At 66.3% G+C, this 25,308-nt stretch carries 20 protein-coding genes; 13 read left to right on the forward strand and 7 right to left on the reverse strand.

What is annotated here, in order from left to right; all coding sequences use genetic code 11:
• The first annotated feature begins 3 nt into the window (after nucleotides 1-3).
• Both AC5O77_RS06205 and AC5O77_RS06210 read left to right on the forward strand, forming a co-directional pair.
• On the forward strand, nucleotides 4-2,832 hold the full coding sequence (locus tag AC5O77_RS06205) for a valine--tRNA ligase (RefSeq protein WP_494506568.1): 2,829 nt from the start codon (nucleotides 4-6) through the stop codon (nucleotides 2,830-2,832).
• Nucleotides 2,833-2,953: 121 nt separating this feature from the next.
• A complete protein-coding gene (locus AC5O77_RS06210; RefSeq protein ID WP_049461825.1) occupies nucleotides 2,954-3,775 on the forward strand; it encodes an EamA family transporter in 822 nt (273 codons plus the stop codon).
• 104 nt (nucleotides 3,776-3,879) lie between these two features.
• On the opposite strand, the gene rimI is transcribed toward AC5O77_RS06210, so the two are convergent.
• Genes rimI through pssA form a run of 3 tightly spaced genes read right to left on the reverse strand, consistent with a single transcriptional unit; the run spans nucleotide 3,880 to nucleotide 5,656 of the window.
• Entirely contained in the window at nucleotides 3,880-4,377 is a 498-nt protein-coding gene (gene rimI, locus AC5O77_RS06215; RefSeq protein WP_032128003.1) for a ribosomal protein S18-alanine N-acetyltransferase, read from the reverse strand.
• Entirely contained in the window at nucleotides 4,374-4,883 is a 510-nt protein-coding gene (locus AC5O77_RS06220; RefSeq protein ID WP_494506569.1) for a hypothetical protein, read from the reverse strand. Before AC5O77_RS06220 ends, rimI begins: the two co-directional genes overlap by 4 nt.
• Nucleotides 4,880-5,656 (reverse strand): CDP-diacylglycerol--serine O-phosphatidyltransferase, encoded by a 777-nt coding sequence (gene pssA, locus AC5O77_RS06225; RefSeq protein ID WP_019660986.1) that lies wholly within the window; start codon nucleotides 5,654-5,656, stop codon nucleotides 4,880-4,882. Before pssA ends, AC5O77_RS06220 begins: the two co-directional genes overlap by 4 nt.
• 80 nt (nucleotides 5,657-5,736) lie before the next feature.
• Here pssA and AC5O77_RS06230 point away from each other — a divergent pair, with 80 nt between their 5' ends.
• The 3 genes from AC5O77_RS06230 (at nucleotide 5,737) to AC5O77_RS06240 (ending at nucleotide 8,998) form a co-directional block, all read left to right on the forward strand.
• The gene (locus AC5O77_RS06230) at nucleotides 5,737-6,111 is read left to right on the forward strand and encodes a DUF4124 domain-containing protein (protein ID WP_494506570.1); all 375 of its coding nucleotides are present in this window, start codon (nucleotides 5,737-5,739) and stop codon (nucleotides 6,109-6,111) included.
• A 577-nt stretch (nucleotides 6,112-6,688) separates the two neighbouring features.
• On the forward strand, nucleotides 6,689-8,392 hold the full coding sequence (locus AC5O77_RS06235; protein WP_478058132.1) for a proline--tRNA ligase: 1,704 nt from the start codon (nucleotides 6,689-6,691) through the stop codon (nucleotides 8,390-8,392).
• Nucleotides 8,393-8,614: 222 nt separating this feature from the next.
• The gene (locus tag AC5O77_RS06240) at nucleotides 8,615-8,998 is read left to right on the forward strand and encodes an H-NS histone family protein (RefSeq protein WP_032128000.1); all 384 of its coding nucleotides are present in this window, start codon (nucleotides 8,615-8,617) and stop codon (nucleotides 8,996-8,998) included.
• A 115-nt stretch (nucleotides 8,999-9,113) separates the two neighbouring features.
• Here AC5O77_RS06240 and AC5O77_RS06245 read toward each other — a convergent pair whose 3' ends face one another.
• Complete coding sequence (locus tag AC5O77_RS06245) at nucleotides 9,114-10,373, reverse strand: threonine/serine exporter family protein (protein WP_049398420.1); 1,260 nt, start codon at nucleotides 10,371-10,373, stop codon at nucleotides 9,114-9,116.
• A gap of 92 nt (nucleotides 10,374-10,465) precedes the next feature.
• Between AC5O77_RS06245 and AC5O77_RS06250 the strand changes: the two genes are divergently transcribed.
• Genes AC5O77_RS06250 through AC5O77_RS06265 form a run of 4 tightly spaced genes read left to right on the forward strand, consistent with a single transcriptional unit; the run spans nucleotide 10,466 to nucleotide 13,984 of the window.
• Complete coding sequence (locus AC5O77_RS06250) at nucleotides 10,466-11,587, forward strand: ABC transporter permease (protein ID WP_049424924.1); 1,122 nt, start codon at nucleotides 10,466-10,468, stop codon at nucleotides 11,585-11,587.
• A gap of 1 nt (nucleotide 11,588) precedes the next feature.
• The gene (locus AC5O77_RS06255) at nucleotides 11,589-12,416 is read left to right on the forward strand and encodes an ABC transporter ATP-binding protein (RefSeq protein ID WP_329914231.1); all 828 of its coding nucleotides are present in this window, start codon (nucleotides 11,589-11,591) and stop codon (nucleotides 12,414-12,416) included.
• Nucleotides 12,417-12,419: 3 nt separating this feature from the next.
• Nucleotides 12,420-13,346, forward strand: coding sequence for an MlaD family protein (locus tag AC5O77_RS06260; RefSeq protein WP_014035909.1), 927 nt, complete (start codon nucleotides 12,420-12,422; stop codon nucleotides 13,344-13,346).
• Nucleotides 13,343-13,984, forward strand: coding sequence for an ABC-type transport auxiliary lipoprotein family protein (locus tag AC5O77_RS06265; protein ID WP_049424921.1), 642 nt, complete (start codon nucleotides 13,343-13,345; stop codon nucleotides 13,982-13,984). The genes AC5O77_RS06260 and AC5O77_RS06265 overlap by 4 nt, the downstream gene beginning before the upstream one ends.
• Nucleotides 13,985-13,988: 4 nt before the next feature.
• Here the strand turns inward: AC5O77_RS06265 and AC5O77_RS06270 are convergent, their stop codons facing one another.
• The gene (locus tag AC5O77_RS06270) at nucleotides 13,989-14,576 is read right to left on the reverse strand and encodes an alpha-ketoglutarate-dependent dioxygenase AlkB family protein (RefSeq protein WP_478058131.1); all 588 of its coding nucleotides are present in this window, start codon (nucleotides 14,574-14,576) and stop codon (nucleotides 13,989-13,991) included.
• 160 nt (nucleotides 14,577-14,736) lie between these two features.
• Here AC5O77_RS06270 and AC5O77_RS06275 point away from each other — a divergent pair, with 160 nt between their 5' ends.
• Nucleotides 14,737-17,562, forward strand: a complete 2,826-nt coding sequence (locus tag AC5O77_RS06275) for a rhamnan synthesis F family protein (RefSeq protein ID WP_478058130.1) — start codon at nucleotides 14,737-14,739, stop codon at nucleotides 17,560-17,562.
• Here the strand turns inward: AC5O77_RS06275 and AC5O77_RS06280 are convergent.
• Both AC5O77_RS06280 and AC5O77_RS06285 read right to left on the reverse strand, forming a co-directional pair.
• The gene (locus AC5O77_RS06280) at nucleotides 17,559-18,188 is read right to left on the reverse strand and encodes a CoA transferase subunit B (protein ID WP_164162097.1); all 630 of its coding nucleotides are present in this window, start codon (nucleotides 18,186-18,188) and stop codon (nucleotides 17,559-17,561) included. The two genes, AC5O77_RS06275 and AC5O77_RS06280, sit on opposite strands and share 4 nt — an antisense overlap.
• A 1-nt stretch (nucleotide 18,189) precedes the next feature.
• On the reverse strand, nucleotides 18,190-18,921 hold the full coding sequence (locus AC5O77_RS06285; protein WP_012509993.1) for a CoA transferase subunit A: 732 nt from the start codon (nucleotides 18,919-18,921) through the stop codon (nucleotides 18,190-18,192).
• 160 nt (nucleotides 18,922-19,081) lie between these two features.
• On the opposite strand from AC5O77_RS06285, the gene AC5O77_RS06290 reads away from it, so the two are divergent.
• The 3 genes from AC5O77_RS06290 to AC5O77_RS06300 all read left to right on the forward strand — a co-directional run bounded on the left by AC5O77_RS06290 (nucleotide 19,082) and on the right by AC5O77_RS06300 (nucleotide 25,258).
• Nucleotides 19,082-22,399: a DEAD/DEAH box helicase gene (locus tag AC5O77_RS06290; RefSeq protein WP_478058129.1), complete on the forward strand. Its 3,318-nt coding sequence runs from the start codon at nucleotides 19,082-19,084 to the stop codon at nucleotides 22,397-22,399.
• 96 nt (nucleotides 22,400-22,495) lie between these two features.
• Nucleotides 22,496-23,842 (forward strand): phosphohexomutase domain-containing protein, encoded by a 1,347-nt coding sequence (locus AC5O77_RS06295; protein WP_049398412.1) that lies wholly within the window; start codon nucleotides 22,496-22,498, stop codon nucleotides 23,840-23,842.
• Nucleotides 23,843-23,854: 12 nt separating this feature from the next.
• Nucleotides 23,855-25,258: a mannose-1-phosphate guanylyltransferase/mannose-6-phosphate isomerase gene (locus AC5O77_RS06300; protein ID WP_478058128.1), complete on the forward strand. Its 1,404-nt coding sequence runs from the start codon at nucleotides 23,855-23,857 to the stop codon at nucleotides 25,256-25,258.
• The last annotated feature ends 50 nt before the right edge of the window (nucleotides 25,259-25,308 follow it).

The raw sequence follows: 25,308 nt of genomic DNA on the forward strand, positions 1-25,308 counted from the left end.
CGCATGACCCAACTCGCCTCCAGTTACGACCCGAAGTCCTTCGAGACCGACCTCTACGAGGCCTGGGAGAAGGCCGGCCACTTCAAGCCGTCCGGCACGGGCGAGCCGTACACCATCCTGCTGCCGCCCCCGAACGTGACCGGCACCCTGCACATGGGCCACGCCTTCCAGCAGACCCTGATGGACGCGCTGGTGCGCTACCACCGCATGCGTGGCTACGACACGCTGTGGCAGGTCGGTACCGATCATGCCGGCATCGCCACCGAAATGGTGGTCAGCCGCAACCTGGCGCTGGAAGGCAAGGGCGAGACCCGCGATTCGCTGGGCCGCGAAGGCTTCATCGGCAAGGTCTGGGAGTGGAAGCAGCAGTCCGGCGACATCATCGAACGCCAGATGCGCCGCCTCGGTACCTCGGCCGACTGGTCGCGCAGCACCTTCACCATGGATCCGCAGCCTTCGGCGGCGGTGAACGAAGCCTTCGTGCGCTGGTACGAGCAGGGCCTGATCTACCGCGGCCAGCGCCTGGTCAACTGGGATCCGGTGCTGAAGACCGCCATCTCCGACCTGGAAGTGGAGAGCGCCGAGGAAGACGGCTTCCTGTGGTCGATCGCCTACACGCTGGATGACGGCCTGAGCTACGAGCACGTCGAGCGCGATGCCGACGGCGTGGAAACCCTGCGCGAAACCCGCGACTACCTGGTGGTGGCCACTACCCGTCCGGAAACCCTGCTGGGCGATACCGCGGTGATGGTGCACCCGGAAGACGCGCGCTACGCGCACCTGATCGGCAAGAGCGTGGTGTTGCCGCTGACCGGCCGCCGCGTGCCGGTGATCGCCGATGATTACGTGGACCGCGCCTTCGGCACTGGCGTGGTCAAGGTCACCCCGGCCCACGATTTCAACGACTACGAAGTGGGCGTGCGCCACAGCCTGCCGATGATCAACCTGTTCACCCCGGTGGCGGCGCTGAATGAAAACGCGCCGGAGCGCTTCCAGGGCCTGGACCGCTACGCCGCGCGCAAGGCCGTGCTGGCCGAGCTGGAAGACCTGGGCATTCTGGTCGAGACCAAGGCGCACAAGCTGCAGGTGCCGCGTGGCGACCGTACCGGCCAGGTGATCGAGCCATACCTGACCGACCAGTGGTTCGTGAAGATGGACGACCTGGCCAAGCGTGGCCTGGAACTGGTCGAGGACGGAAGCATTTCCTTCGTGCCGCCGAACTGGATCAACACCTACCGCCACTGGATGAACAACATCCAGGACTGGTGCATCAGCCGCCAGCTGTGGTGGGGCCACCGCATTCCGGCGTGGTTCGACGAAGCCACCGGCAGCTGCTACGTCGGTCGCAGCGAAGAGGAAGTGCGCGCAAAGCACAGCCTGGGCAGCGACGTGGTGCTGAACCAGGAAAGCGACGTGCTGGAGACCTGGTTCTCCTCGCAGCTGTGGCCGTTCTCCACCCTGGGCTGGCCGAACGAGCAGGCCATGGCCGAGCGCGGCTTCGACCGCTACCTGCCGTCGTCGGTACTGATCACCGGCTTCGACATCATCTTCTTCTGGGTGGCGCGCATGATCATGGCCACCGACAACCTGGTCGGGAAGATCCCGTTCAAGGACGTCTACTTCACCGGCCTGATCCGCGACGGCCAGGGCCAGAAGATGTCCAAGAGCAAGGGCAACGTGCTCGACCCGCTGGACATCATCGACGGCATCAGCATCGACGACCTGGTTGCCAAGCGCACCGGCGGCCTGATGCAGCCGAAGATGGTGGAGAAGATCGAGAAGGCCACCCGCAAGGAATTCCCGGACGGCATCGCCGCCCACGGTGCCGATGCGCTGCGCTTCACCATCGCCGCGCTGGCTACCCACGGCCGCGACATCAAGTTCGACATGAACCGCGCCGAGGGCTACAAGAACTTCTGCAACAAACTGTGGAACGCCAGCCGCTTCACCCTGATGAACACCGAGGGTGCAGCGTTCACCGGCATGCCGACCCCGCGTACCGATGCGGAGCGCTGGATCCTTTCGCGCCTTGCGGCCGTGTCCAGCGAGGCCCAGGGCCATTACGCCAACTACCGCTTCGACCTGCTGGCGCAGTGCCTGTACGAGTTTGCCTGGAACGAGTTCTGCGACTGGTTCCTGGAACTGAGCAAGCCGGCGCTGAACGGTGCCGATGCCGCCGACGCCGAAAGCACCCGCCACACCCTGCTGTACGTGCTGGAAGCGCTGCTGCGCCTGCTGCACCCGCTCACGCCGTTCATCACCGAACAGCTGTGGCAGCAGCTGGCCCCGCGACTGGGCCTGGCCGAAACCACGCTGTCGCTGCGCCCGTACCCGACCGCCGCCGAGTTCGAAGGCGATTTCGCCCAGGCCGAGGCCGATGTGGAATGGCTGAAGGCCGTGATCAGTGCCGTGCGCCGCGTGCGCAGTGAGCTGAACGTCGCGCCCTCCAAGCTGGTGCCGCTGCGCCTGCAGGCCGGTCTGGAGCAGGACCGCGTGCGCATCGAACGTTTCAGCGCCTCGCTGTCGTTCCTACTCAAGCTGGACAGCATCCAGTGGCTGGCTGAAGGCGAAAGTGCACCGCCGGCTGCCGCCGCGATCGTCGGTGAACTGAAGCTGCTGGTGCCGCTGGAAGGCCTGGTCGATCTCGATGCCGAGCGCGCGCGCCTGGACAAGGAGATCAAGCGCGTGGAAGGCGAGCAGGAGAAGAGCGAAACCAAGCTGGCCAAGTTCACCGACAAGGTGCCCCCGGCGGTGGTCGAGCAGGAACGCGTGCGCCTGGTCGACTGGAACACCCAGCTGGCCGGCCTGCGCGAGCAGCGCGCGAAGCTGTAAGCGCCGGGAAACGCCGGGTACTGCCCGGCGTTTCCTTTTGTAGAGTCGAGCCGTGCTCGACTCATGGCAGCAGTCGAGCATGGCTCGACTCTACATTTCCCGCGCATGGCATCATCGGCGGATGCCGCTTTCCATCTTCCTGCTGGTTCTCGCCGCTGCAGCCCTGCACGCCAGCTGGAACGCGATCGTCAAGCGCGGGCCGGACAAGTTCCTCGGCACCGTACTGGTGACCGGCAGTGCCGCGCTGCTGTCGGCTGCCGGCCTGCCCTTCCTGCCATTTCCCGCCGCGCACAGCTGGCCGTGGCTGGGCGCGTCGGTGCTGCTGCAGGTGACCTACTACGGCCTGGTCGCACGCTGTTACCAGCAGGTCGACATGAGCCTGGCCTACCCGCTGATGCGTGGCAGCGCGCCGATCCTGGTCGCGTTGGCGGGCACCCTGCTGGGCGAGCAGCTGCCACCGGCAGCGTGGCTGGGCGTGGTGCTGGTCAGCACCGGCATCCTGTGCATGGCGCTGGGGGCGCGTGGCGGTCAGCTGCGCCTGCCGCTGCTGACCGCGGCGATGATTGCCACCTACACGCTGGTCGATGCGCAGGGCGCGCGTCAGTCCGGCAGCGCACTCAGCTATACGTTGTGGCTGTTCCTGCTGTCGGGCATTCCACTGCCACTGTGGGCGCTGTACACGCGCCGCGGCGCGGTGCTGGACTATGCGCGGCAGCACTGGCCGCTGGGGCTGGCCGGTGGCGTCGGCACCACCACCTCGTATGCGATGGCGTTGTGGGCAATGACCCAGGCGCCGGTGGCGATGGTCTCGGCGTTGCGCGAATCGTCGATCCTGTTCGCGTTGCTGATCTCGGTGTTCCTGCTGCGCGAACGGATTCCGCGCGCGCGCTGGCTGGCGGCGGCGTTGATCGTCGGGGGTGTGTTGGCACTGCGGCTGGCGTGAGGAAAGCGTGCCAACCAAGGCTGGCACCTACCACGGTAGGTGATGTGTCGATGACAGCGGAGATCCATCGGTAGTGCCGGCCGCTGGCCGGCAACCCTGCTCCGTTACAGCGGCGGCATCGCCTGCAGGTCGCCGTCGACCAGTTCGATCGCCATCACCACCGCGTCTTCGCGGCCCTGTGCGGCCGGGTAGTAACGCGGGCGGCGACCGATCTCGTTGAAGCCTTCGCTGTGGTACAAGGCCAGCGCGGGTGTGTTGGACGGACGCACTTCCAGGAACACACGCTGCGCCCCGCGGTCGCCGGCCAGCTGTACCAGCGCGCGCAGCAACTGACGTCCGAGCCCACGCGACTGCGTTAGTGGATCGATGCAGACGTTCAGCACATGGGCCTCGTCGGCCGCGATGCTGAGCACGCCATAGCCGATCAGCTGGCCATCACGCTCCATGGCCAGGCCCGGATAGCCCGCACGCAGGCAGTCGACGAAGATGCCGCGGGTCCAGGGAAACGGATAGCCGCGTACTTCAATCGCCATCACCGCGTTGAGGTCGCTCTCGCGCAGCGCGCGCAGGCTGACCGGACCGGGCTGGCTGACCGCACTCATGGCGCACCCCGCTTGCGCAGGGCGCGCAGCTGCGGCCACAGCGCGCGCTTGGCGGCCGGGTCCTGACGCAGCTGGTCCAGCGGCCAGCTGTCCATCAGCGCCTGCGTGGCCGGATCATTGGGATTGCAGCCGGACGCGCGCAGCAAGGCGATCTGCAGGCGATCCGGCAGGCGCACCACCGGCTGCCGGGCATTGCCGCCAGGCAGCGGCCGGGCAGCCGCGGGCGCGGTGTCCGGTGCGCTGACCGGGGTCTCGCGACGCGCTGGCGCCGGGCGTTCCTGGCGGGAAACCGGTGCGGCCGCAGCCAGAGGTTCGCGCGCGGGTGCGGTTGACGCCCGCGTCTGCTCCGCCGCTGGTGTGGCAGCCGCCTCGGCGTCGGCCACGCTCAGCTGCAGCGCGGCATCCAGCTCGGCGGCCAGCTGGCCGTCGTGATAGACGGTGTAGCCCATGGCCTGCAGCCAGGCCTGCTGGGCCGGTGACCACAGCACGGGCAGGTCCTCGCTCACGCGGCCTCGGGCTTCTTGCGCAGGCGCTGCACGGCCCACATCACCGGGCCCGACAAGGCGTACAGGATGCCCACCGCGAACAGCACGCGCGGCAGGTCGATGACCGCAATGGCGATCGCCACTGGCACCAGGGCCAGTACCAGGAACGGCACGCGGTCGGAGCGGGTGCCCTTGGCGCCGCCGCCCTTGAAGCTCCAGAAGCGGATGCGGCTGACCATCAACAGCGCCGCGATGATCGTCACCGCCAGCGCCACGTAGCGCAGCTGGTTGCCGTCCCAGCCCAGGTTGCCATCGGCGAACGCCCAGACGAAGGACATCATCAGGCCGGCCGCGGCCGGGCTGGCAAGGCCGACGAACCAGCGCTTGTCGACCACCGCTACCTGGGTATTGAAGCGGGCCAGGCGCAGCGCCGCGCAGGCGGCATACAGGAAGGCCACGGCCCAGCCGACGCGACCCAGCAGCGGGTCGTCGAATTTCAGCCACGACAGCGACCAGTGGTACATCACCAGCGCCGGGGCCATGCCGAAGCTGACCAGGTCGGCCAGCGAGTCGTACTGCACGCCGAATTCGCTGCTGGTGCCGGTCAGGCGCGCCACGCGCCCATCCAGGCCATCCATCACCGCCGCCACGAACACGGCGATGCTGGCGTTGACGAAGTCCCCGTTGGCCGCGGCGATGATCGCGTAGAAGCCGGCAAACAGGCCGGCGGTGGTGAACAGGTTGGGCAGCAGGTAAATCGTGCGCGAACGCGGCGGCGGTGTGATCGGGTCCATGGAATCCAGTTTAATCGACTTGCCAGTGCTCGGCGCCAATGCTGCAATCGGCGTTCTACGCCCATTCCGTGGAGTTTGCCATGCGTGCCCTGTCCTGCCTTGGATGCCTGCTGTTGTTGGCCAGTGCCAACGCCGTGGCCGGCCCGGTCTATAAATGGAAGGACGCCAATGGCGTGACCCAGTATTCGGAGACCCCGCCGGCGGGCAGGAAGTTCGAGACCCGGGCGCAGGCGCGCAGTCCCCAGGCGGCGGCCAGCGCCGAGATCCCGGCCGCGCCGGTGCCCGAGCAGTGCAGCACCGCCCGCGCCAACCTGGCCCTGCTGGACGGCGGCGGCCAGGTAATGCAGGACACCGATGGCGATGGCAAGGCCGATACCGCGTTGGCTCCGGAGCAGCGCAGCGCGCAGAAGGGATTGGCTGAAGCTGCCATCAAGGCTTACTGCCCAGCACAGTGAGGGTATCGGCAGGGCTGCGCCCTGCACCTGCCGAGACCAAAGCAACGTCAACGGCAACAGCCGGCTCTGGGCTTTCCGTGGGTTTGGCGGGGCGGTGTGGGCTGGCAGGACACGCCGTAAACCCTTCCATGGGGGCTCGATGGCGCCATCCATGGCGCCAACGGTCCTGCCAACCCACACCGCCCCGCCCCTGACAGATCGCTAGTGACGGTCAGTAGATCCACGCCATGCGTGGATGAATCTCCATGGAAATTGAATATTTCGAGAATTGATCGAACAGCAGCCGAGCATGGCTCGGCCCTACAAAAGGGCGACAGATCGCGGAAAACTGTCGAAGGCGGGGTGGGTCCGGTTGCGGGGGCGTGAGCCGCATGGATGCGGCGACCGAGCCTACATGGACGTATTCACGGCGCCCCCCGCAACCGGACCCACCCCGCCATCTCCCAGGAAACCGGTTTTTGCTGTTGCCGTTGCAGTTGACGTTGCTTGAGGCGGGTGCAGGGCGCAGCCCTGCCGATACCCCTCCCCCCGGCCGGGCTGGCAGAATAGGCGTCTCTGCCGTTATCCGAAGCCGACGATGCGCCTCTCCCAGTTCCACCTGCACACCACCAAGGAAACCCCCAGCGACGCCGAGCTCACCAGCCACCGGCTGATGCTGCGCGCGGGCATGATCCGCAAGCTGGCATCGGGCCTGTACACCTGGTCGCCGCTGGGCCTGCGCGTGCTGCGCAAGGTCGAGCGCATCGTGCGCGAGGAAATGGACCGCGCCGGTGCCGTGGAATTCCAGATCCCGACCATCCAGCCGAAGGAACTGTGGGAGCAGACCGGCCGCTGGCAGAAGTTCGGCCCGCAGCTGCTGAAGATCAAGGACCGCAAGGACCAGGTGTTCTGCTACAGCCCGACCGCCGAAGAAGCCGCCTGCGACTTCGCGCGCAGCGAGCTGTCCAGCTACAAGCAGCTGCCGGTGAACTTCTACCAAGTGCAGACCAAGTTCCGCGACGAGATCCGTCCGCGCTTCGGCGTGATGCGTTCGCGCGAGTTCCTGATGAAGGACGCCTATTCGTTCCACCTGCACGATGAGTGCCTGGTGCGCGAGTACGAGAACATGAAGTCGGCCTACAGCCGTATCTTCACCCGCCTCGGCCTGGATTTCCGCATGGTGCAGGCCGACTCCGGCGCGATCGGCGGTGATGCCTCGCAGGAATTCCACGTCATCGCCGATTCCGGCGAAGACGCGCTGGTGTTCTCCACCGGTTCGGACTACGCGGCCAACATGGAAGCGGCGATCGCTGCCGATCCGGCACCGCGTGCGGCCGCCAGCGAAGCCATGCGCAAGGTCGATACCCCCACCCAGAAGACCTGCGAGGATGTCGCGGCGCTGCTCGGCATCGACCTGCAGCGCACGGTGAAATCGGTGGCGCTGATCGCCGGCGAAGGCAAGGCACAGCAGTTCGTGCTGCTGCTGGTACGCGGCGACCATGAGGTCAACGAGATCAAGCTGGCCAAGGTTGCCGGCCTGGACGAACAGCGCTTCGCCAGTGAGGCGGAAATCGCCGAGCACCTGGGCAGCGTGCCGGGCTTCCTCGGCCCGGTCGCCCCGGCCAAGGCCATCCGCGTGGTGGCCGATCGCGAAGTGGCGGCGATGTCCGACTTCGTCGTCGGCGCCAACGAAGCCGGTTTCCACCTGGCTGGCGTCAACTGGGGCCGCGACCTGCCGGAACCGGAAGTGGCCGACATCCGCAACGTGCGTGCCGGTGACCGCGCGCTGGACGGTGGTGAACTGAAGATCGCCCGTGGCATCGAAGTCGGCCACGTGTTCCAGCTCGGCCGCAAGTACGCCGAAGCGCTGGATGCCACCGTTCTGGACGAGAACGGCAAGGCGGCGGTGATGGCGATGGGCTGCTATGGCATCGGTATCTCGCGCGTGGTGGCTGCCGCGATCGAACAGAACCATGACGATGCCGGCATCATCTGGCCGGACGCGATGGCGCCGTGGCAGGTGGTGGTGTGCGTGATCAACCCGAAGGGTGACGCCGCCGTGGCCGACGCCGCGGCCAACCTGCTGCAGGAGCTGCGCGATGCGGGCCTGGACGCGGCACTCGACGACCGTGGCCTGCGCCCGGGCGCAATGTTCGCCGACATGGAACTGATCGGCATCCCGCACCGCGTGGTGGTCAGCGAACGTGGCCTGGCCGCCGGCACCTACGAGTACCGCTCGCGTCGTGCCAGCGAAGCGGAAAGCCTGGACAAGGCCACCCTGCTGCAGCGCCTGCAGGCTTGATCAGGAAAAGACCGGGGCATGCCCCGGTCTTTTTTTGCCTGACGCCCATTTGAGCAATATTGCAGCGGACATAATCCGGTCAAAATCGACGCAATGCAGCCGGGATGCTGCCAGGCCATGACCGGTCTGCATTTGTGCTGCGATTAATTCATCTTTATTCTGTCCCGCGACGCCAGGGACTGGCTCGTCCCGTCCACTTATTAGTTTCCGGAGTAACCGTAAATGAGCATTGACCTGACCGGCCTGTCGGCACGCGAGCTGGGCGCCCTGATCCGCACCGCCAAGAAACAGCAGACCATCGTCGCCAAGCGCCGGCCGATCACCAAGGTCCGGGCACAGCTGACCAAGCTGGCCAAGACCGAGGGTTACACCATCGAGGAACTGTTCGGCGACGCCCCGGCCCCGCGCGCGCGCAAGGTGGCCAAGGTCGCCAAGGCACCGTCGAAGACCGCTGGCCGCAAGCTGGGCAAGGTTGCGCCGAAGTACCGCAACCCGGCCAATCCGAAGGAAACCTGGACCGGTCGTGGCAAGCAGCCGCGCTGGATGGCCGAGCTGACCGCCAAGGGCAGCAAGAAGCCGGAAGATTTCCTGATCAAGAAGGCCTGAGGCCGGATCGGGATGCACTGAAAAACGCCGGCGAAAGCCGGCGTTTTTCATTCTTCGGAAAGGAAAGATGTGTGGACCAACGGTCCACACCCACAGGAAGCAGCCCAGAGGGCGATTACAGGGTTTTGCGGGCCGGCATCAGCAGGTTGCCGAACAGCAGGCCCGCCACCAGCGCCATCACCACGTTGAGCACGGTGAGGAACACGCTCTGGCCGGCGCCCACGTCCTGCTGCTGGACCAGGGTCAGCACGCCGCGCAGGCTGGTGCTGCCGGGCACCATCATGATGATGCCGGGCAGGCGGATGATTGCGCCCGGGCGGCCGACGAGGCGGCCGAACAGATTGCCACCGGCGGTCAGCAGCATCGCCGACAGGAAGATGCCAGCCGGCGCGCCCCAGGCGTGGCCACCGAACTTGGAGATCGCATAACCAGCGACCGAGGCCGCGATCACCCACGGATAATCGCGGCGGTTGGCCTTGAACAGCATCGCGAAGGCAAACGCCGCGGTCAGCAGTGAGCCCCACTCCACCCACGGCCCCTGCGGCCGCGTGGCGCGGATCACCGGATCGAGCCCGAGCACGTCGGCGAGGGTCACCGCGATCATCGCGCCGACGCTGAGCTTCATGATGGTGGTCAGCGCGCCGGCAAAGCGCGCGGTACCCGACACCCAGTGCTGGCTGGCCAGCTCATTGACCGCATTGGTCAGCGACATGCCGGGCAGCAGCACCACCAGCGAGGCGATGATCACCGTGTTGAGGTTGAGCGCGCCGATGAAGGACGCCACCAGGGTGGCGACCAGGCCGGCCAGCAGCGCAGCCAGTGCCTCGGCGGCTTCGCGGGTGGCCGGGCGACGGTCGGTGACCATGCCGAGCAGGCCGATCATCAGGCCGATGACACCGGCGGTGGCGATGTCCAGCCACGGCAGCTTCCACATGCCGGCCACGCCGGCCGCACCGAGGGTGAACGAGAGGATGGTGCGCAGCTTGCCGCGCCGACCCGGATCCTTGTCCAGCTGGCGCAGCGCGGTGTGGCCCTGGGCGATGCTCATCCGCCCGTTGGCCACTTCCTCGGCGATATGGTCGGCCACGCTGAGCTTGTGCAGATCGTTCTCGCCGGGGGCCAGGCGGATCACGCGGGTGATGTCACTGGAGCCGATCGCCTGCGCAGGGTCGCTGAAGCTGAGGATGATACCGGTGGGATTCGACCACGGTTCACAATCCAGATCGAGCTGGCGGGCCAGTGCCACCACTGCCGTTTCCAGGCGCTGGGCCGTTGTGCCATAGCTGTGCAGGCGTCCGGCGATCTCGGAAACGAAGGCCACGCGCTGCGCGTAGGTGGCCTGGGGCGTGGGGATCGTGTGAGCGTCTGCGGACATGCGCCGTAGTATTACCTAGGCTGGACCTTACCGGAGAAATTCATCCGAGTTCGACGCGATGCCCAATACAGAACGGTTATGCTGCGACCCGAATGGCCCAAGTGACCCCGAACCACGCTCCCCAGCTCGAACAGGATGCCCATGACCCGGGCGTGATCCGCCTGTCCGGCACCTGGACCTTGAAGACCGCGCTGGCCGCGGCCGAAGTCCTGCGCGGCGTTCCCGACACGCTGACCGGCATCGATGCCACCGCCATCGAAAAGATGGATTCGGCCGGCGTGCTGCAGGTGCTGCGCGTGGCCCATCGCGCCGACCTCGGTGAGGACGCACTGAAGTTCCGCCCGGACCACCAGGCGCTGGTGTGCACCATCGAGGAAGTGGCCGACGACCGGCCCAGGCCCAAGCGCGACTTCGGCGTGCTGGCTGCACTGGAGCGGCTGGGTGTCAGCGTCCATGCCACCGGCCACAACATCAAGGCGCTGTGCAGTTTCCTCGGCGAGAACCTGGTCAAGGCCGCGCGCTTGGTCAAGGAACCCCGCCGTTTCCGCCTGACCGCCACCGTGCACCAGATGGAGCAGGTCGGGCTGGATGCGGTACCGCTGGTGGCACTGCTGTCCTACCTGGTCGGCGCGGTGATCGCCTTCCTCGGCTCGACCATCCTGCGCGACTTCGGCGCCGAGATCTATGTGGTCGAACTGGTCAACATCGCCTTCCTGCGCGAATTTGCGGTACTGCTGACCGCGATCGTGTTGGCCGGCCGCACCGCCAGCGCCTTCACCGCGCAGATCGGTGCGATGAAGGCGCGCGAGGAAATCGATGCGATGCGCACCCTGGGCCTGGACCCGATCGACCTGCTGGTGCTGCCACGGCTGCTGGCGCTGCTGGTCACCCTGCCCCTGCTGACCTTCATCGCGATGGTCGCCGGCCTGGCCGGCGGCATCACGGTGGGTGCGTTCGATCTGGATATTCCGCCACAGATGTACATCGCGCGCATGCACGAGACGATGGAAGTGCGGCACATGCTGGTCGGCCTGTCGAAGGCGCCGGTGTTCGCGCTGGTGATCGGCCTGATCGGCTGTCTGGAAGGACTGAAGGTCGAAGGCACGGCGCAGTCGGTCGGCGAACGCACCACCTCCAGCGTGGTGCAGACCATCTCGCTGGTGATCATCATCGACGCCTTCGCGGCGTTGTGGTTCATGCACATGGACTGGTGACATGAGCACGCATCCGACGCCCGAAGAAATTCCCATGCAGGACGACAACGGCCACGAGCTGGCCATCCGCGTGCGCGGGCTGGTCAACCGCTTCGGCAGCCAGACCGTGCATGAAGACCTGGACCTGGACGTGCGCCGCGGCGAGATCCTGGGTGTGGTGGGTGGTTCGGGTACCGGCAAATCGGTGCTGATGCGTTCGATCCTCGGCCTGCGCGTGCCCGATGCCGGGCAGATCGAAGTGCTCGGCCGCGACGCGCGTGCCGACGATGCCGAGAGCCGCCTGCACATCGAGCGCAACACCGGTGTGCTGTTCCAGGACGGTGCCCTGTTCTCCTCGCTGACCGTGGGCGAGAACGTGCAGGTGCCACTGAAGGAGCACCATCGCGAACTGCCCGAGCGCTGGCATTACGAGCTGGCGCTGCTGAAGGTGAAGCTGGCCGGCCTGCCCGCCGATGCGATCAACAAGCTTCCCTCGCAGTTGTCCGGTGGCATGCGCAAGCGCGCCGGCCTGGCCCGTGCATTGGCGCTGGACCCGCCGCTGCTGTTTCTGGACGAACCGACCGCAGGCCTCGACCCGATCGGTGCGGCTGCATTCGACCGCCTGATCAAGACCCTGCAGGAAGCGCTGGGGCTGACCGTGTTCCTGATCACCCACGACCTGGACACGCTGTACGCGATCTGCGACCGGGTCGCGGTGATCGCCGACCGCAGGGTGGTGGCCAACGCACCCTTGCCTGACATCGAGAAACTGGATCATCCGTGGATCCAGGAATACTTCCACGGACCCCGCGCGCGTGCCGCCCGCGGCGAACAGATCGAGAGTGCCTGAGACATGGAAACCAAAGCCAACTACGTGCTGATCGGCGCGTTCACCCTGATCACCGGCCTGGCCCTGCTGGCCTTCGGCCTGTGGGCCGCCAAGTACTCTTCCGACCGCACCTGGCAGGAATACCGCGTGGTGTTCCGCGAAGCGGTGACCGGCCTGTCGGTGGGCAGCCCGGTGCAGTACAACGGCATCGCGGTGGGCTCGATCACCGAACTGAACCTGGTACCGGACGACCCGCGCCAGGTGGTCGCGCGCATCCGCCTGAACTCCAACACGCCGGTCAAGACCGATACCCGCGCCAAGCTGGCGATCACCAGCCTGACCGGCCCGTCGATCATCCAGCTCAGCGGTGGCACGCCGCAGTCGCCGGCGCTGACCACGGTCAACAAGGACCCGGCGCCTATCATCCCGACCACGCCGTCGGCGCTGCAGAACATCACCGACGTCGCCAACCGCATCGTCGAGCGCATGGACCAGATCCTCAGCGACCGCAACGTGGCTTCGATCAACGCGACACTGGCCAACCTGGAAACCATCAGCGGTGGTCTGGCCGACCGTGACCAGGGCACGCAGGCGCTGCTGCTCAGCGCGCGCGACGCCGCCCGCAGCCTGGACACCACGCTGAAGACCACCAACGGCACCATCGAGCGCCTGGACAAGAACCTGGTGCAGCAGCTGCCGGGCATCATCGACAAGCTCGACGGCACTCTGGCCAAGCTTGATTCGGCCGCAGGCAACGCCGATTCGATCCTTGGCGAGAACCGCGCTGCCATCAACAGCTTCGCCAACGATGGCCTCGGCCAGCTCGGCCCGACGCTGACCGAACTGCGCGGCCTGATCCGCGACCTGCGCCGGGTCAGCGACCGCCTCGAGAACAACCCCGCGCGCTACCTGCTGGGCCGCGACGCACCGAAGGAGTTCGAACCCAAATGAGCCCGACCACCCTTCCGCGCCTGCTGCTGGCCGCTTCGATGGTCACCCTGCTGGGCGGCTGCTCCATCCTTGGCAGCAGCGAGAAAACCGCAGTGACGCTGTACTCGCCGTCCGTGCAGGTCAAGGCGGACCCGGCGTGGCCACAGGCCAGCTGGCAGCTGGTACTGGCCAAACCCAGCGCCGCGCGCATGGTCGACAGTCCGCGCATCAACGTGCGGCCGACGCCGTCGCAGCTGGAGATCTACAAGGGCGCCAGCTGGGCCCAGCCGGCCACCGACATGATCGAGGACACCCTGCTGCGCGGCTTCGAGGATTCCGGCCGCATCCGCGGCGTGGCCCGCAGCACCGCCGGCATCCGCGCCGACTACAAGCTGTCCACCGACGTGCGCCGCTTCGAATCGGATTACCAGGGACAGGCCACGCCGACGGTGGTGATCGAGGTCAACGCCAAGCTGATCCACGTCGCCGACCAGCGCGTGGTCGCCGACCGCACCTTCCGCCAGGCGCAGCCGGTCGGCAGCACCGATGTTCCTGCCGTCACCGCCGCCTTCGAACGTGGCCTGCAGCAGCTGGCGCAGGACGTGGTGGGCTGGACGCTGACCAGCGGGCAGGCCGACCAGCCGACCGTCGCGCGCTGATCGATCAGCGCGGCGTGATCCAGCGGAACGTCAGGTTGATCCGCTCGCCCTGCACCCGCGCCATCTTCGGCAGCGCGTGCTGATAGAACTTTTGGGTCTGACCGGCCATCACCAGCAGATCGCCGTGGCCGAGCAGATACTCGGCCTTCCGCGCCGGGTCATCGCGCCGGCGTAGCAGGAAGCGCCGCGCCGCGCCCAGGCTCAGCGAAGCAATCACCGGGGCCGGCCCCAGCTCCGGCTCGTCATCGCTGTGCCAGCCCATGTAATCACCGCCGCCGCGATAGCGGTTCAGCAGCACGCTGTTGAAGCGGCCGAGGCCCTCCACCTGCAGGCGATCACGCATGGCCTGCAACGCGGGTGGCCAGAAGTGCGGCACGAATTCAGCCCCCGAATAGCGGTAGCGCGCCTGCGGATCGCCGATCCAGCAGCTCAGCCGCGGCGAATCCACCCAGTTGCCGAACATGCGGATGCGGTGGACTTCCCAGGGGACTTCGGCCTGCAGGGTCAGCAGCAATGCAGCGGCCTTGCCAGCGGGCAGCCAGCCCGATAGATGACGGACATCAGCGTCAGGCAGATCAGGAGGAAACAGCATTGGGCCGGGTACTGGACAGGAGCAACAGCGAGCATGCCTGATTTGCTCGATTCAGGCGCAAACCGGAGAATGACGGGACATTTCAGCGCCACTGCCCAATGCACCTGATGCCGTGCCCCTCCCCCCTGCCGCCTCTTCCACAGCCCCGCAGAGGCCAGTCATGAGCCTGGGGCGCTATCTCGCCACCGCGCGACGGTCGGTGCAGCGCCACGGCGGTGGCATGGCTGGACTGGGATCGGTGCTGCTCCGCGCACTGAAGGTAGTTCATGCAATGGGCGTGCGCGGTTTCATTGCGCGCCTGCGCTCGGCCAGCGTCGTCCGCACCCGCGCCAGCGAACCCTTCGATACGCCTGCGCTGCCTGTGCCGATCCCCCTGGAACAGCTGCGGTTGAGTGTGGGCGTGATGGCGCACGTGTTCTATCCAGACCTGATCAACGAGTTCGCCACCACGCTCTCGCGTATGCCACTGCGCTTTACCTTGCTGGTCTCGGTGATGGACGCTGCAGCCGAAGCGCAGGCACGTGAGGCATTCGGGCGCCTTCCGAACGTCCAGACCCTCCTTGTCCGCCAAGTCCAGAATCGTGGTCGCGACATCGCTCCACTATTAGTAACGTTCCGCGAAGAGATCAAGGCACTGGATCTGGTGTGCCACATTCACACCAAGAAATCGCTCTATACCGGTAGCGAACAGCAGACGTGGCGCCACTACCTGTTAGACAGCCTTTTGGGCTCACGTGAGCGCATCGCTTGGATCTTGGGCACCTTCCAGGCCGACCCACAGCTGGGCTTGGTCTATCCTGAAAGTTACGACGGTGTTCCACTCTGGGCGCACACTTGGCTGAGCAATGGCCCCGCGTGCGACGCACTCGCGCAGAAACTTGGAATCGCCCTGGATGCGCAGCGTTACATAGACTTCCCCGCCGGCTCGATGTTCTGGGCGCGAGTCGATGCGCTGCGACCGCTGTACGATCTGAACCTTCCACTGGATGCCTTCCCCGTGGAACAGGGCCAGGTGGATGGAACGCTGCAGCACGCCGTCGAGCGCCTGTTTGGCGTCATCGCCCGCCACCAGGGTTTCCGCTTGGGCATCCTGCCACCCGATGGTCGCCTGGCACTTGCTGCCGAAGGTGAACGTAATGTCGGCGAGGCACTTCAAACCGGCCTGTCTGACCGTTTGACGCTAGCCGCGCTGGACGCACGCATGGTCACGGTCGATATTTTCGATACGCTGGTCACCCGCGTGTTCCTGACACCCGCCGCGGCCCGCGAGCATCTCGCTTGGCGACTGGAGCGGCAATGGGGCATATGCGATTTCTCCCGGCATCGCGCCGATGCGGAAAGCTGCCTGCGTGAAATCTTGCAGCGGGACCCCTCCCTCTCCGAGATCCACATCGAGCTTGCCGGGCGCCTCGCGTTGCCTGGCGTGGATGCGAGCATGCTTGCCAATGCCGAGCGAATGCATGAGTGCGCGATACTCCGGCCGCGGCAAGGTCTGCTGACAGCGCTTGTAGATGCAAAGCTGACTTCGCTGACGGCGTTCTCCGACATGTATCTATCCAGCGACGACATGCGGCAGGTCCTGCCCGATCGAGTGCAGCAGCTCATCTCGCGGTGGTGGATTTCCTGCGAGACCGGCCTGCGCAAGGATTCTGCCGACAGTTGGAAGCAGCTGGCGCGTCAGGAAGGGCGCGAAGATGGCCGCTGGCTACATGTGGGTGACAACGAACACGCCGACATCCAGATGCCGCAGCTGGGCGGCCTGCTTACGCCCGTGCACGTGCTGCGGCCGGCCACCCTGCTGGACGTCGTACCGGGCCTTCGCCCGCTCCGCCATCCCCAGGGCACCCAGGCACCATGGTCTGAGCAGCTTTGGCGCGGCCTGCTGGCAAACAGCTTCTCTGCGATCGCCGACACCTCTCCGCAGCGGCTGCTCGGTCGTCCCCAGCTCGATGCACATACGCTGGGCTATACGGTACTCGGCCCGTTGGTCCTGGACTTCCTGCTGCATATCATCGACGTAGCTCGCCGCCGCGAGGTGGACCACCTGCTGTTCCTGAGCCGCGAAGGCTATCTGCTGGAGCAGGCATTCACCCGGCTGCAGGCCGCACACCCGTTCGCCGCCAGGATCAAGAGCACCTATTTTCTGGCGTCGCGTCGGGCGACGCTGCTGCCCGCACAGCTCGATGCCTCAGATCTTGCACTGCTCATGCAGGGTACGTTCAACGGGTCGCTGCGCGGCCTGCTGCAGGCACGACTCGGCGAAGATGCCGTGGCACGGGTGGCGGCATTGCAGCCGGCGCTGATGGAGCGCGACGTCTTTCTGCCGGAAATGGCCAACGAGGTACAGCGTTGGCTGCACCCGGTCAGGGATGCACTTCTGTCGCTGGCTGCCCGCCATCGCAAGGTCTATCAGGCGTACTGGGCCCGTACCGTCGGCTCATCGACGCCAATGGTGATCGACGTGGGCTACGCCGGCAGCATCCAGCGTAACCTCGCTCGCTTGCTCGGCAAGCCACTGGGCGGCTGCTACATGGCCCTGCGCGCAGGCGCCAGCGCACTGGCATCGCAGGGCTGGGCCGAGGCACGGTACTTCGACGGCCGCAATGGCGGCAACGAAACAGACTCCCCCATCCTTGCCAACGACCTGCTGCTGGAGTCACTGCTGGCAGCTCCGCACGGCCAGTTCAACGGCTTCACTGAAAGCAGCGAGGGCCTGAATACGCCCCGCTTCGGTTCCGTTGAACTTCCAACGGCTGCCCTGGAGATCCTCGCCGAGGTCCATACCGGGACGCTGACCTTCATCGAAGAAACCTGCCATACGCTCCATGAGGACATCGCCGAGCTGAACCTGGACGCCGAGGGCGTCCAGGTTCCACTCCAATGTCTGGGCAGTGGGCGATGGAATGCCGACCTTGTACTTGCCCAACTCGCCACCGAGGACGCGTTCACCGGACGCGGTACAGTCAGCGCGAGCCCTCAGGACTAGCGCTGAAAGGCTACGCCCGTCTTTTCCTTCAACTCGTCATCGCTGACACCCGGCGCGGCTTCCACCAGCAGCAGGCCCTTGTCAGTCACGTCGAACACGGCCAGATCGGTGATGATGCGGTCGACCACGCCCACACCGGTCAGCGGCAGCGTGCATTCGGCCAGGATCTTGTGTTCGCCGTTTTTGGCGGTGTGCTCCATCAGCACCACCACGCGCTGCACGCCGGCCACAAGGTCCATCGCGCCGCCCATGCCCTTGACCATCTTGCCGGGCACCATCCAGTTGGCCAGGTCGCCCTTGTGGGTGACCTGCATGGCGCCGAGGATGGCCAGGTTGACGTGGCCGCCGCGGATCATCGCGAAGCTGTCGTGGCTGCCGAAGTAGCTGGCACCGGCACGTGCGGTGACGGTCTGCTTGCCGGCGTTGATCAGGTCGGCGTCCACTTCGGCATCGGTCGGGAACGGGCCGATACCGAGCAGGCCGTTCTCCGACTGCAGCCACACGTCCACGCCTTCGGGGATGTGGTTGGCAACCAGGGTCGGCAGGCCGATGCCCAGGTTCACGTAGGCACCATCGGTCAGTTCGCGGGCGGCGCGTGCCGCCATCTCATCGCGGGTCCACGCCATGTCAGTTGCCCTCCGCGCGGATGGTGCGCTGTTCAATACGCTTTTCTGGATGCGGGTTGTGCACGATGCGGTGCACGTAGATACCCGGCAGGTGCACCTGGTCCGGATCGATGGCGCCGACCGGCACCACCTCCTCCACTTCCACGATGCAGACCTTGCCGGCCATCGCGCAGGCCGGGTTGAAGTTGCGCGCGGTCTTGCGGAACACCAGGTTGCCTGCTTCGTCGGCCTTCCACGCCTTGACCAGCGCGACATCGGCACGCAGCGCAGTCTCCATCACGTAGTGCTTGCCGTCGAACTCGCGGGTTTCCTTGCCCTCGGCCACCACGGTGCCGTAGCCGGTGGCAGTGAAGAACGCCGGGATGCCCGCGCCGCCGGCACGCAGGCGCTCGGCCAGGGTGCCCTGCGGATTGAATTCCAGCTCCAGCTCGCCGGCCAGGAACTGGCGCTCGAATTCCTTGTTCTCGCCCACGTAGGACGAAATCATCTTCTTGATCTGGCGGGTTTCCAGCAGCTGGCCCAGGCCGAAACCATCGACGCCGGCATTGTTGGAGATCACGGTCAGGCCCTTGGCGCCACTGTCACGCAGCGCGGCGATCAGGGCCTCGGGAATGCCACACAGGCCGAAGCCGCCCACGGCCAGCGTCTGGCCATCGGCGACCACCCCTTGCAGGGCCTCCGCCGCACTGGCGAAGCGCTTGCCGCGCTTGCCGGTGGAAGTCGATTGCTGCATTGCTGTACTACCCTGCACGTTGAGGATGACCGCATTCTAGCTGGAGGGCGGCGAAGGGCCTGGATGCGCCGCAGCATTGACGGAGCACCAGGCGGGCATTGGGTAGAATGGGGGATTCCACGCAGAAGGGTGCTTCAGCGCCTACGCCCCTCGATCTACGATGACGCCGACCTTCACAGACGAAGACCTGTTCCGCTGGATCGACGAATGGACACTGCAGAAAAGCGAGCAGTGCCTGGGTGGCGTGCGCAACCGGCAACTTCGCGATGGCCTGCTGACGGCCGAGGTACAGGGTTCGGCCAGGCATCCCTACTACGTGGAGATCGATCTGACGGCCAGTACGCGTACCGCGCGCAGCCGCCTGCAGAGTGCCTGTTCCTGCCCCGTCGGCCGCACCTGCAAGCATGTGGCGGCGGTGCTGGTCTCGTACATGCTGGATTCGCTTGCCATGGACGACGAGAGCCCCCTGACCGAACAGGACCTGACGCAACCGCCGCGTCCTGAACTGCTGGCAGAGCTTTCGCGTTGGCAGAGCGCGCGGATCCGGCCGGCCCAGCCACGCCGGAACGGTGTCATCTTCGAACTGTCCACCTACAACCACCACCCCGCCGTGCTGGTCCGGCGCGTCAAGTACGGGACCGATGGTGCGATCAGCACGGGCAAGTGGATGGATATCACCGCGGACCTGCTGCTGGATCCTCCGGCCTATCTCACGCCGACTGATCTGGCGGTGATGATCCAGCTACGCACCCAGCGGCAGCCCGCGACGAAGGACGAATGGATCGACTTCGCGGCCACCCTGCAGTTGATCGTCTCCAGCGGCCATGGCTGGGTCTCCTGCGGTACGCACGGCGACGTGCCGGCCCGGTCAGGAGCTCCACGCCGCGGCGAACTGGGCTGGACCGTTGGCATGACGCAGGGCGCGACGCTGCTGGAACCCACGTTGAGCGTGGAAGGCGGCGCCAGAGGCGTGGTCCTGGGCCGGAGTGCGTGCTATCTGGACCCGGTCACCGGCGAGGTCGGTCCGCTGCTGCTGGATGTCAGGGCCGAGGACGCCGACGCCTTCCTGAGCCTGCCCAATCTGTTACCCAACGAAGAAGCGGTGGTCGCACAGATGCTGCAACAGATCGACCCTGCCCTGCCGCGCCCCGGTGCAAGCGACACACTGCCCACCCTGCAGATCAGCGCGATGATCCCCGTGCTGCGCCTGCATACGATTGAGTTCCGGCCGGCGTGGCTCGGCCGCCGCGACCCATCGCAATGGGCCGATATCGCGACCGTGGCCTTCGAGTACGACGAGCACGTGCGGTTCCTGGATGATCCGAGCCTGTTCGCACTCGATCCGGAGGGCCAGCTCGCCCTGCTGCCCCGTGACCTGGCTGAGGAATCACGGCGCGAGGCCGAGCTGCGCACGGTGGGACTGTATCGCGACACGGACCCGCGGGCGCCATTGGACGGCGCTGGCCCGCAGTTCCAGCTGCGCACCCATGACTGGACACGGTTCCTGCTGGATGACGTGCCGCGCCTGGAAGCCTTGGGCTGGAAGGTGGAGACTGACGACGACTTCCGCCATCGCATCACCCGGGTGGATGAGATCGACCTGGACATCCAGGCGGACCCGGCGGATGCGGGCTGGTTCAACCTGGGTCTGGACATCCAGGTGGAAGGCCGCAACGTATCGATGGTTCCGCTGCTGCAGCAGGTGCTGCAGTCCGATCCCCGCTGGATGCGTGGCCAGCTGGACGCCATCGGCGACGACGAGAACGTCCTGTTGATGGCAGGCAACAACACCCGCCTGGCACTGCGGGCCGCGCGACTGAAGCCGATCATGGCCCTGTTGGCGGACCTGTTCGCCCAGCGTGGCGCGCCGCTGCGCTTGTCAGCGCTTGACCGTGGCCGCCTGCAGGCACTGCAGGACACGGCGCGCCTGCAGTTCCGGGGCCGCAAGGATACCCAGGCGCTGGTGCAGCGGCTGATGCAGGCACCCGCACTGGGCGAAGTGCCGCCACCGGCGGGGCTGGTGGCAACGCTGCGTCCCTACCAGCTGGAGGGCCTGTCGTGGCTGCAGTACCTGCGCCAGCAGGGGCTGGGCGGGGTGCTGGCCGATGACATGGGGCTGGGCAAGACCCTGCAGACACTGGCGCATCTGCTGGTCGAAAAGGAAAGTGGCCGCCTGGACCGGCCGGCGCTGCTGGTGGTGCCGACCTCGCTGCTGCACAACTGGCAGAGCGAAGCGGCACGCTTCACCCCGGGCCTGCGCGTACTGACCCTGCACGGACCGGCACGTGAAGCACTGTTCGAGGCGATCCCCGAGCACGATCTTGTACTGACCACGTATCCCCTGCTGTGGCGCGACGAGCAGGCGCTGCAGGCACATGCCTACCATCTGCTGATCCTCGACGAGGCCCAACAGGTGAAGAATCCGAAATCACGTGCGGCGGTCACCCTGCGCACGCTGCAGGCCCGCCATCGCCTGTGCCTGACCGGTACGCCGCTGGAAAACCATCTGGGCGAACTGTGGACGCAGTTCGACTTCCTGCTGCCCGGCCTGCTCGGCAGCGAAAAGCAGTTCAACCAGCATTGGCGCCATCCGATCGAACGCGGCAGCGACCACCGTCGCGCCACGTTACTGGCGCAGCGTCTGCGCCCCTTCATCCTGCGCCGGCGCAAGGATCAGGTCGCGTCAGAGCTTCCGCCCAAGACCCTCATCACCCGCGCGGTGGAGATGGAGGGTGGCCAGCGTGATCTCTATGAAACCGTGCGTGCGGCGATGGAAAAGCAGGTGCGCGAAGCCATCAGCGGCAGCGGGTTGGCGCGCAGCCATATCGTGGTGCTGGATGCCTTGCTGAAGCTGCGCCAGGTCTGCTGCGATCCGCGCCTGCTGCCGGGCGACGCCCCTGCACGCAATGCCGACTCGGCCAAGCTGGAGCTGCTGCGCGACATGCTGCCGTCGATGGTCGAGGAAGGCCGGCGGATCCTGGTGTTCTCACAGTTCACCGGCATGCTGGCGCTGATCGCGCAGGCGCTAGAGGAGCTCGGGCTGGCCTATGTGACGCTGACCGGCGACACCCAGGACCGGGCCACGCCGGTGCAGCGCTTCATGCAGGGCGAGGTACCCGTGTTCCTGATCAGCCTGAAGGCCGGTGGCGTCGGGTTGAACCTGACTGCTGCAGACACCGTCATCCACTTCGATCCCTGGTGGAACCCGGCGGCCGAAAACCAGGCCAGTGACCGCGCCCACCGCATCGGCCAGCAGCAGCCGGTGTTCGTCTACCGGCTGATCGCCGCAGGCAGCATCGAAGAACGGATTGCCGAGCTGCAGGAACGCAAAGCCGTTCTGGCGGAATCGATTCTGGAAGGCGGCGGCAGCACGGGTCCACGCTTCAGTGAGGAAGACGTCCAGGCGCTGCTGGCGCCGTTGCCGGGCCTGCCGGCCAAGCGCACCCGCCGGCCAGGCCGACGATCGCCGCAGGCCTGATCCGTGGCGCCAGTCAGGTGGCGTTCTCCGATGGAAACGATTCCCAAACGGGACTGGGACTACAATTGAGGGCTGAGCTCACAAAGGATCTGATCGATGCCCCTGCCCGCCTTCAAGGCCTACGATATCCGCGGCCGCGTGCCGGAAGAACTGAACGAAGACCTGGCGCGCCGCATCGGCGTCGCCCTGGCTGCGCAGCTCGCTCCCGGCCCGGTGGTCCTCGGCCACGATGTGCGCCTGACCAGCCCGGCGCTGCAGGATGCACTGGCCGCAGGCCTGCGTGGTACCGGTCGTGAGGTGATCGACATCGGTCTGTGCGGTACCGAAGAGGTCTACTTCCAGACCGATCACCTCGGCGCAGCCGGCGGCGTGATGGTGACCGCCAGCCACAACCCGATGGACTACAACGGGATGAAGCTGGTCAAGGAGAACGCCCGCCCGATCAGCTCCGATACCGGCCTGTTCGCGATCTCCGATGCGGTCGCCGTCGATACGTCCGAGGCCCAGCCGCCACGCGCCGGGCAGACCGCCCAGCATGACAAGAGCGCCTATATCCAGCATCTGCTGAGCTACGTCGACGCCGCCAAGCTCAAGCCGCTGAAGCTGGTGGTCAATGCCGGCAACGGTGGTGCGGGCGCCATCGTCGACCTGCTGGCACCGCACCTGCCGTTCGAGTTCATCCGCATCTGCCACGAACCCGATGGCAGCTTCCCCAATGGCATTCCCAACCCGCTGCTGCCGGAAAACCGCGCCGCCACCGCCAATGCGGTGCGCGAACACGGCGCCGACTTCGGCATTGCCTGGGACGGTGACTTCGACCGCTGCTTCTTCTTCGACCATACCGGCCGCTTCATCGAGGGCTACTATCTGGTCGGCCTGCTGGCCAAGGCCATCCTGGCACGCAATCCCGGTGGCAAGATCGTGCACGACCCGCGGCTGGTCTGGAACACCGTGGAAATGGTTGAACAGGCAGGCGGCGTGCCGGTGCTGTGCAAGAGCGGTCACGCTTTCATCAAGGAAAAGATGCGCGCCGAAGATGCGGTGTACGGCGGCGAGATGAGCGCCCACCACTACTTCCGCGAATTCGCCTATGCCGACTCCGGCATGATCCCGTGGCTGCTGATCGCGCAGCTGATCTCCGAGAGCGGCCGCTCGCTGGCCGACTGGGTCGAAGACCGCATGGCGGCCTATCCCTGCAGCGGCGAGATCAACTTCAAGGTGGCCGATGCCAAGGCCGCCGTGGCCCGCGTGATGGAGCACTTCGCCGCGCGGTCGCCCGCGCTGGACCACACCGATGGCATCAGCGCCGATTTCGGCGACTGGCGCTTCAACCTGCGCAGTTCCAACACCGAGCCGCTGCTGCGCCTGAACGTTGAAGCCCGCGGCGACGCAGCGCTGATGCAGGCGCGCACCGACGAAATCTCCCGCCTTATCCAGCAGTAATCAAGGAAGATCATGAGCAACATCCAGCCCGTCATCCTGTCCGGTGGTTCCGGCACCCGCCTGTGGCCACTGTCGCGCGAGGCGTATCCGAAGCAGTTCCTGCCGCTGGCAGGCGAACTGACGATGCTGCAGGCCACCTGGCAGCGCGTCGCGCCCATCGCCACCCACGGCCCGTTGGTGATCGCCAACGAAGAGCACCGCTTCGTCGCTGCCGAGCAACTGCAGCAGGTCGGCGCCGAGCCGGCTGCCATCATCCTGGAACCGGTTGGCCGCAATACGGCGCCGGCAATCGCGGTCGCAGCCCTGGAGGCCACCCGCGACGGCGCCGATGCACTGCTGCTGGTGCTGCCCTCGGACCATGTAATCACCGATGAGGCTGCGTTCCGTGCAGTCGTGCAGGCTGCAGCCAGCGCTGCCGAGGCCGGCAAGCTGGTGACCTTCGGCATCGTGCCGACCGGTCCGGAAACCGGCTACGGCTATATCAAGGCCGCCAATGGGCAGGGCCTGCGTGCCGTCGAGCGTTTCGTCGAAAAGCCCGACCTGGACACCGCCACCGGCTATGTGGCCAGCGGCCAGTACTACTGGAACAGCGGCATGTTCCTGTTCAAGGCCTCGCGCTACCTGCAGGAACTGGAGCGCTTCCAGCCCGACATGCTGGCCGGCAGCCGCCAGGCCTGGCAGCAGGCCCGTCGCGATTCGGATTTCACCCGCCTCGACAAGGAGGCGTTCGCCACCGTTCCCTCCGATTCCATCGACTATGCCGTGATGGAAAAAACCGAAGACGCCGTGGTGATTCCGTTGGACGCCGGCTGGAACGACGTCGGTTCGTGGACCGCACTGCGCGATGTCTCGCATCAGGATGGCGATGGCAATGCGCACCAGGGTGACGTGATCGCGATCGACTGCCGCAACACCTATGCCTATGCACAGCGCCTGGTGGCACTGGTCGGCCTGGATGACGTGATCGTGGTCGAGACCGACGACGCGGTGCTGGTCGGCAAGGCCGACCGCATGCAGGAGGTCAAGACCGTGGTGGCGCAGCTGAAGGCCGACGGTCGCAGCGAGGCCACCTGGCATCGCAAGGTCTACCGCCCGTGGGGCGCCTACGATTCGATCGACAACGGCGAGCGTTTCCAGGTCAAGCGCATCACCGTCAAGCCCGGCGGTACGCTCAGCCTGCAGATGCATCACCATCGCGCCGAGCACTGGATCGTGGTCAGCGGCACCGCCGAGGTGACCCGCGGCGACGAGGTGATCCTGCTCAGCGAGAACCAGAGCACGTACATCCCGCTGGGCGTGACCCATCGCCTGCGCAACCCGGGCAAGCTGCCGCTGGAGCTGATCGAGGTGCAGTCCGGCAGTTACCTCGGTGAAGACGACATCGTGCGTTTCGAGGACACGTACGGGCGTAGTTGATCCGACGCCCTGCGGCGGGTGCCGACCGTTGGTCGGGGTGGGTGCCGACC

It is taken from the genome of Stenotrophomonas sp. INTA L402-1, assembly GCF_059295135.1.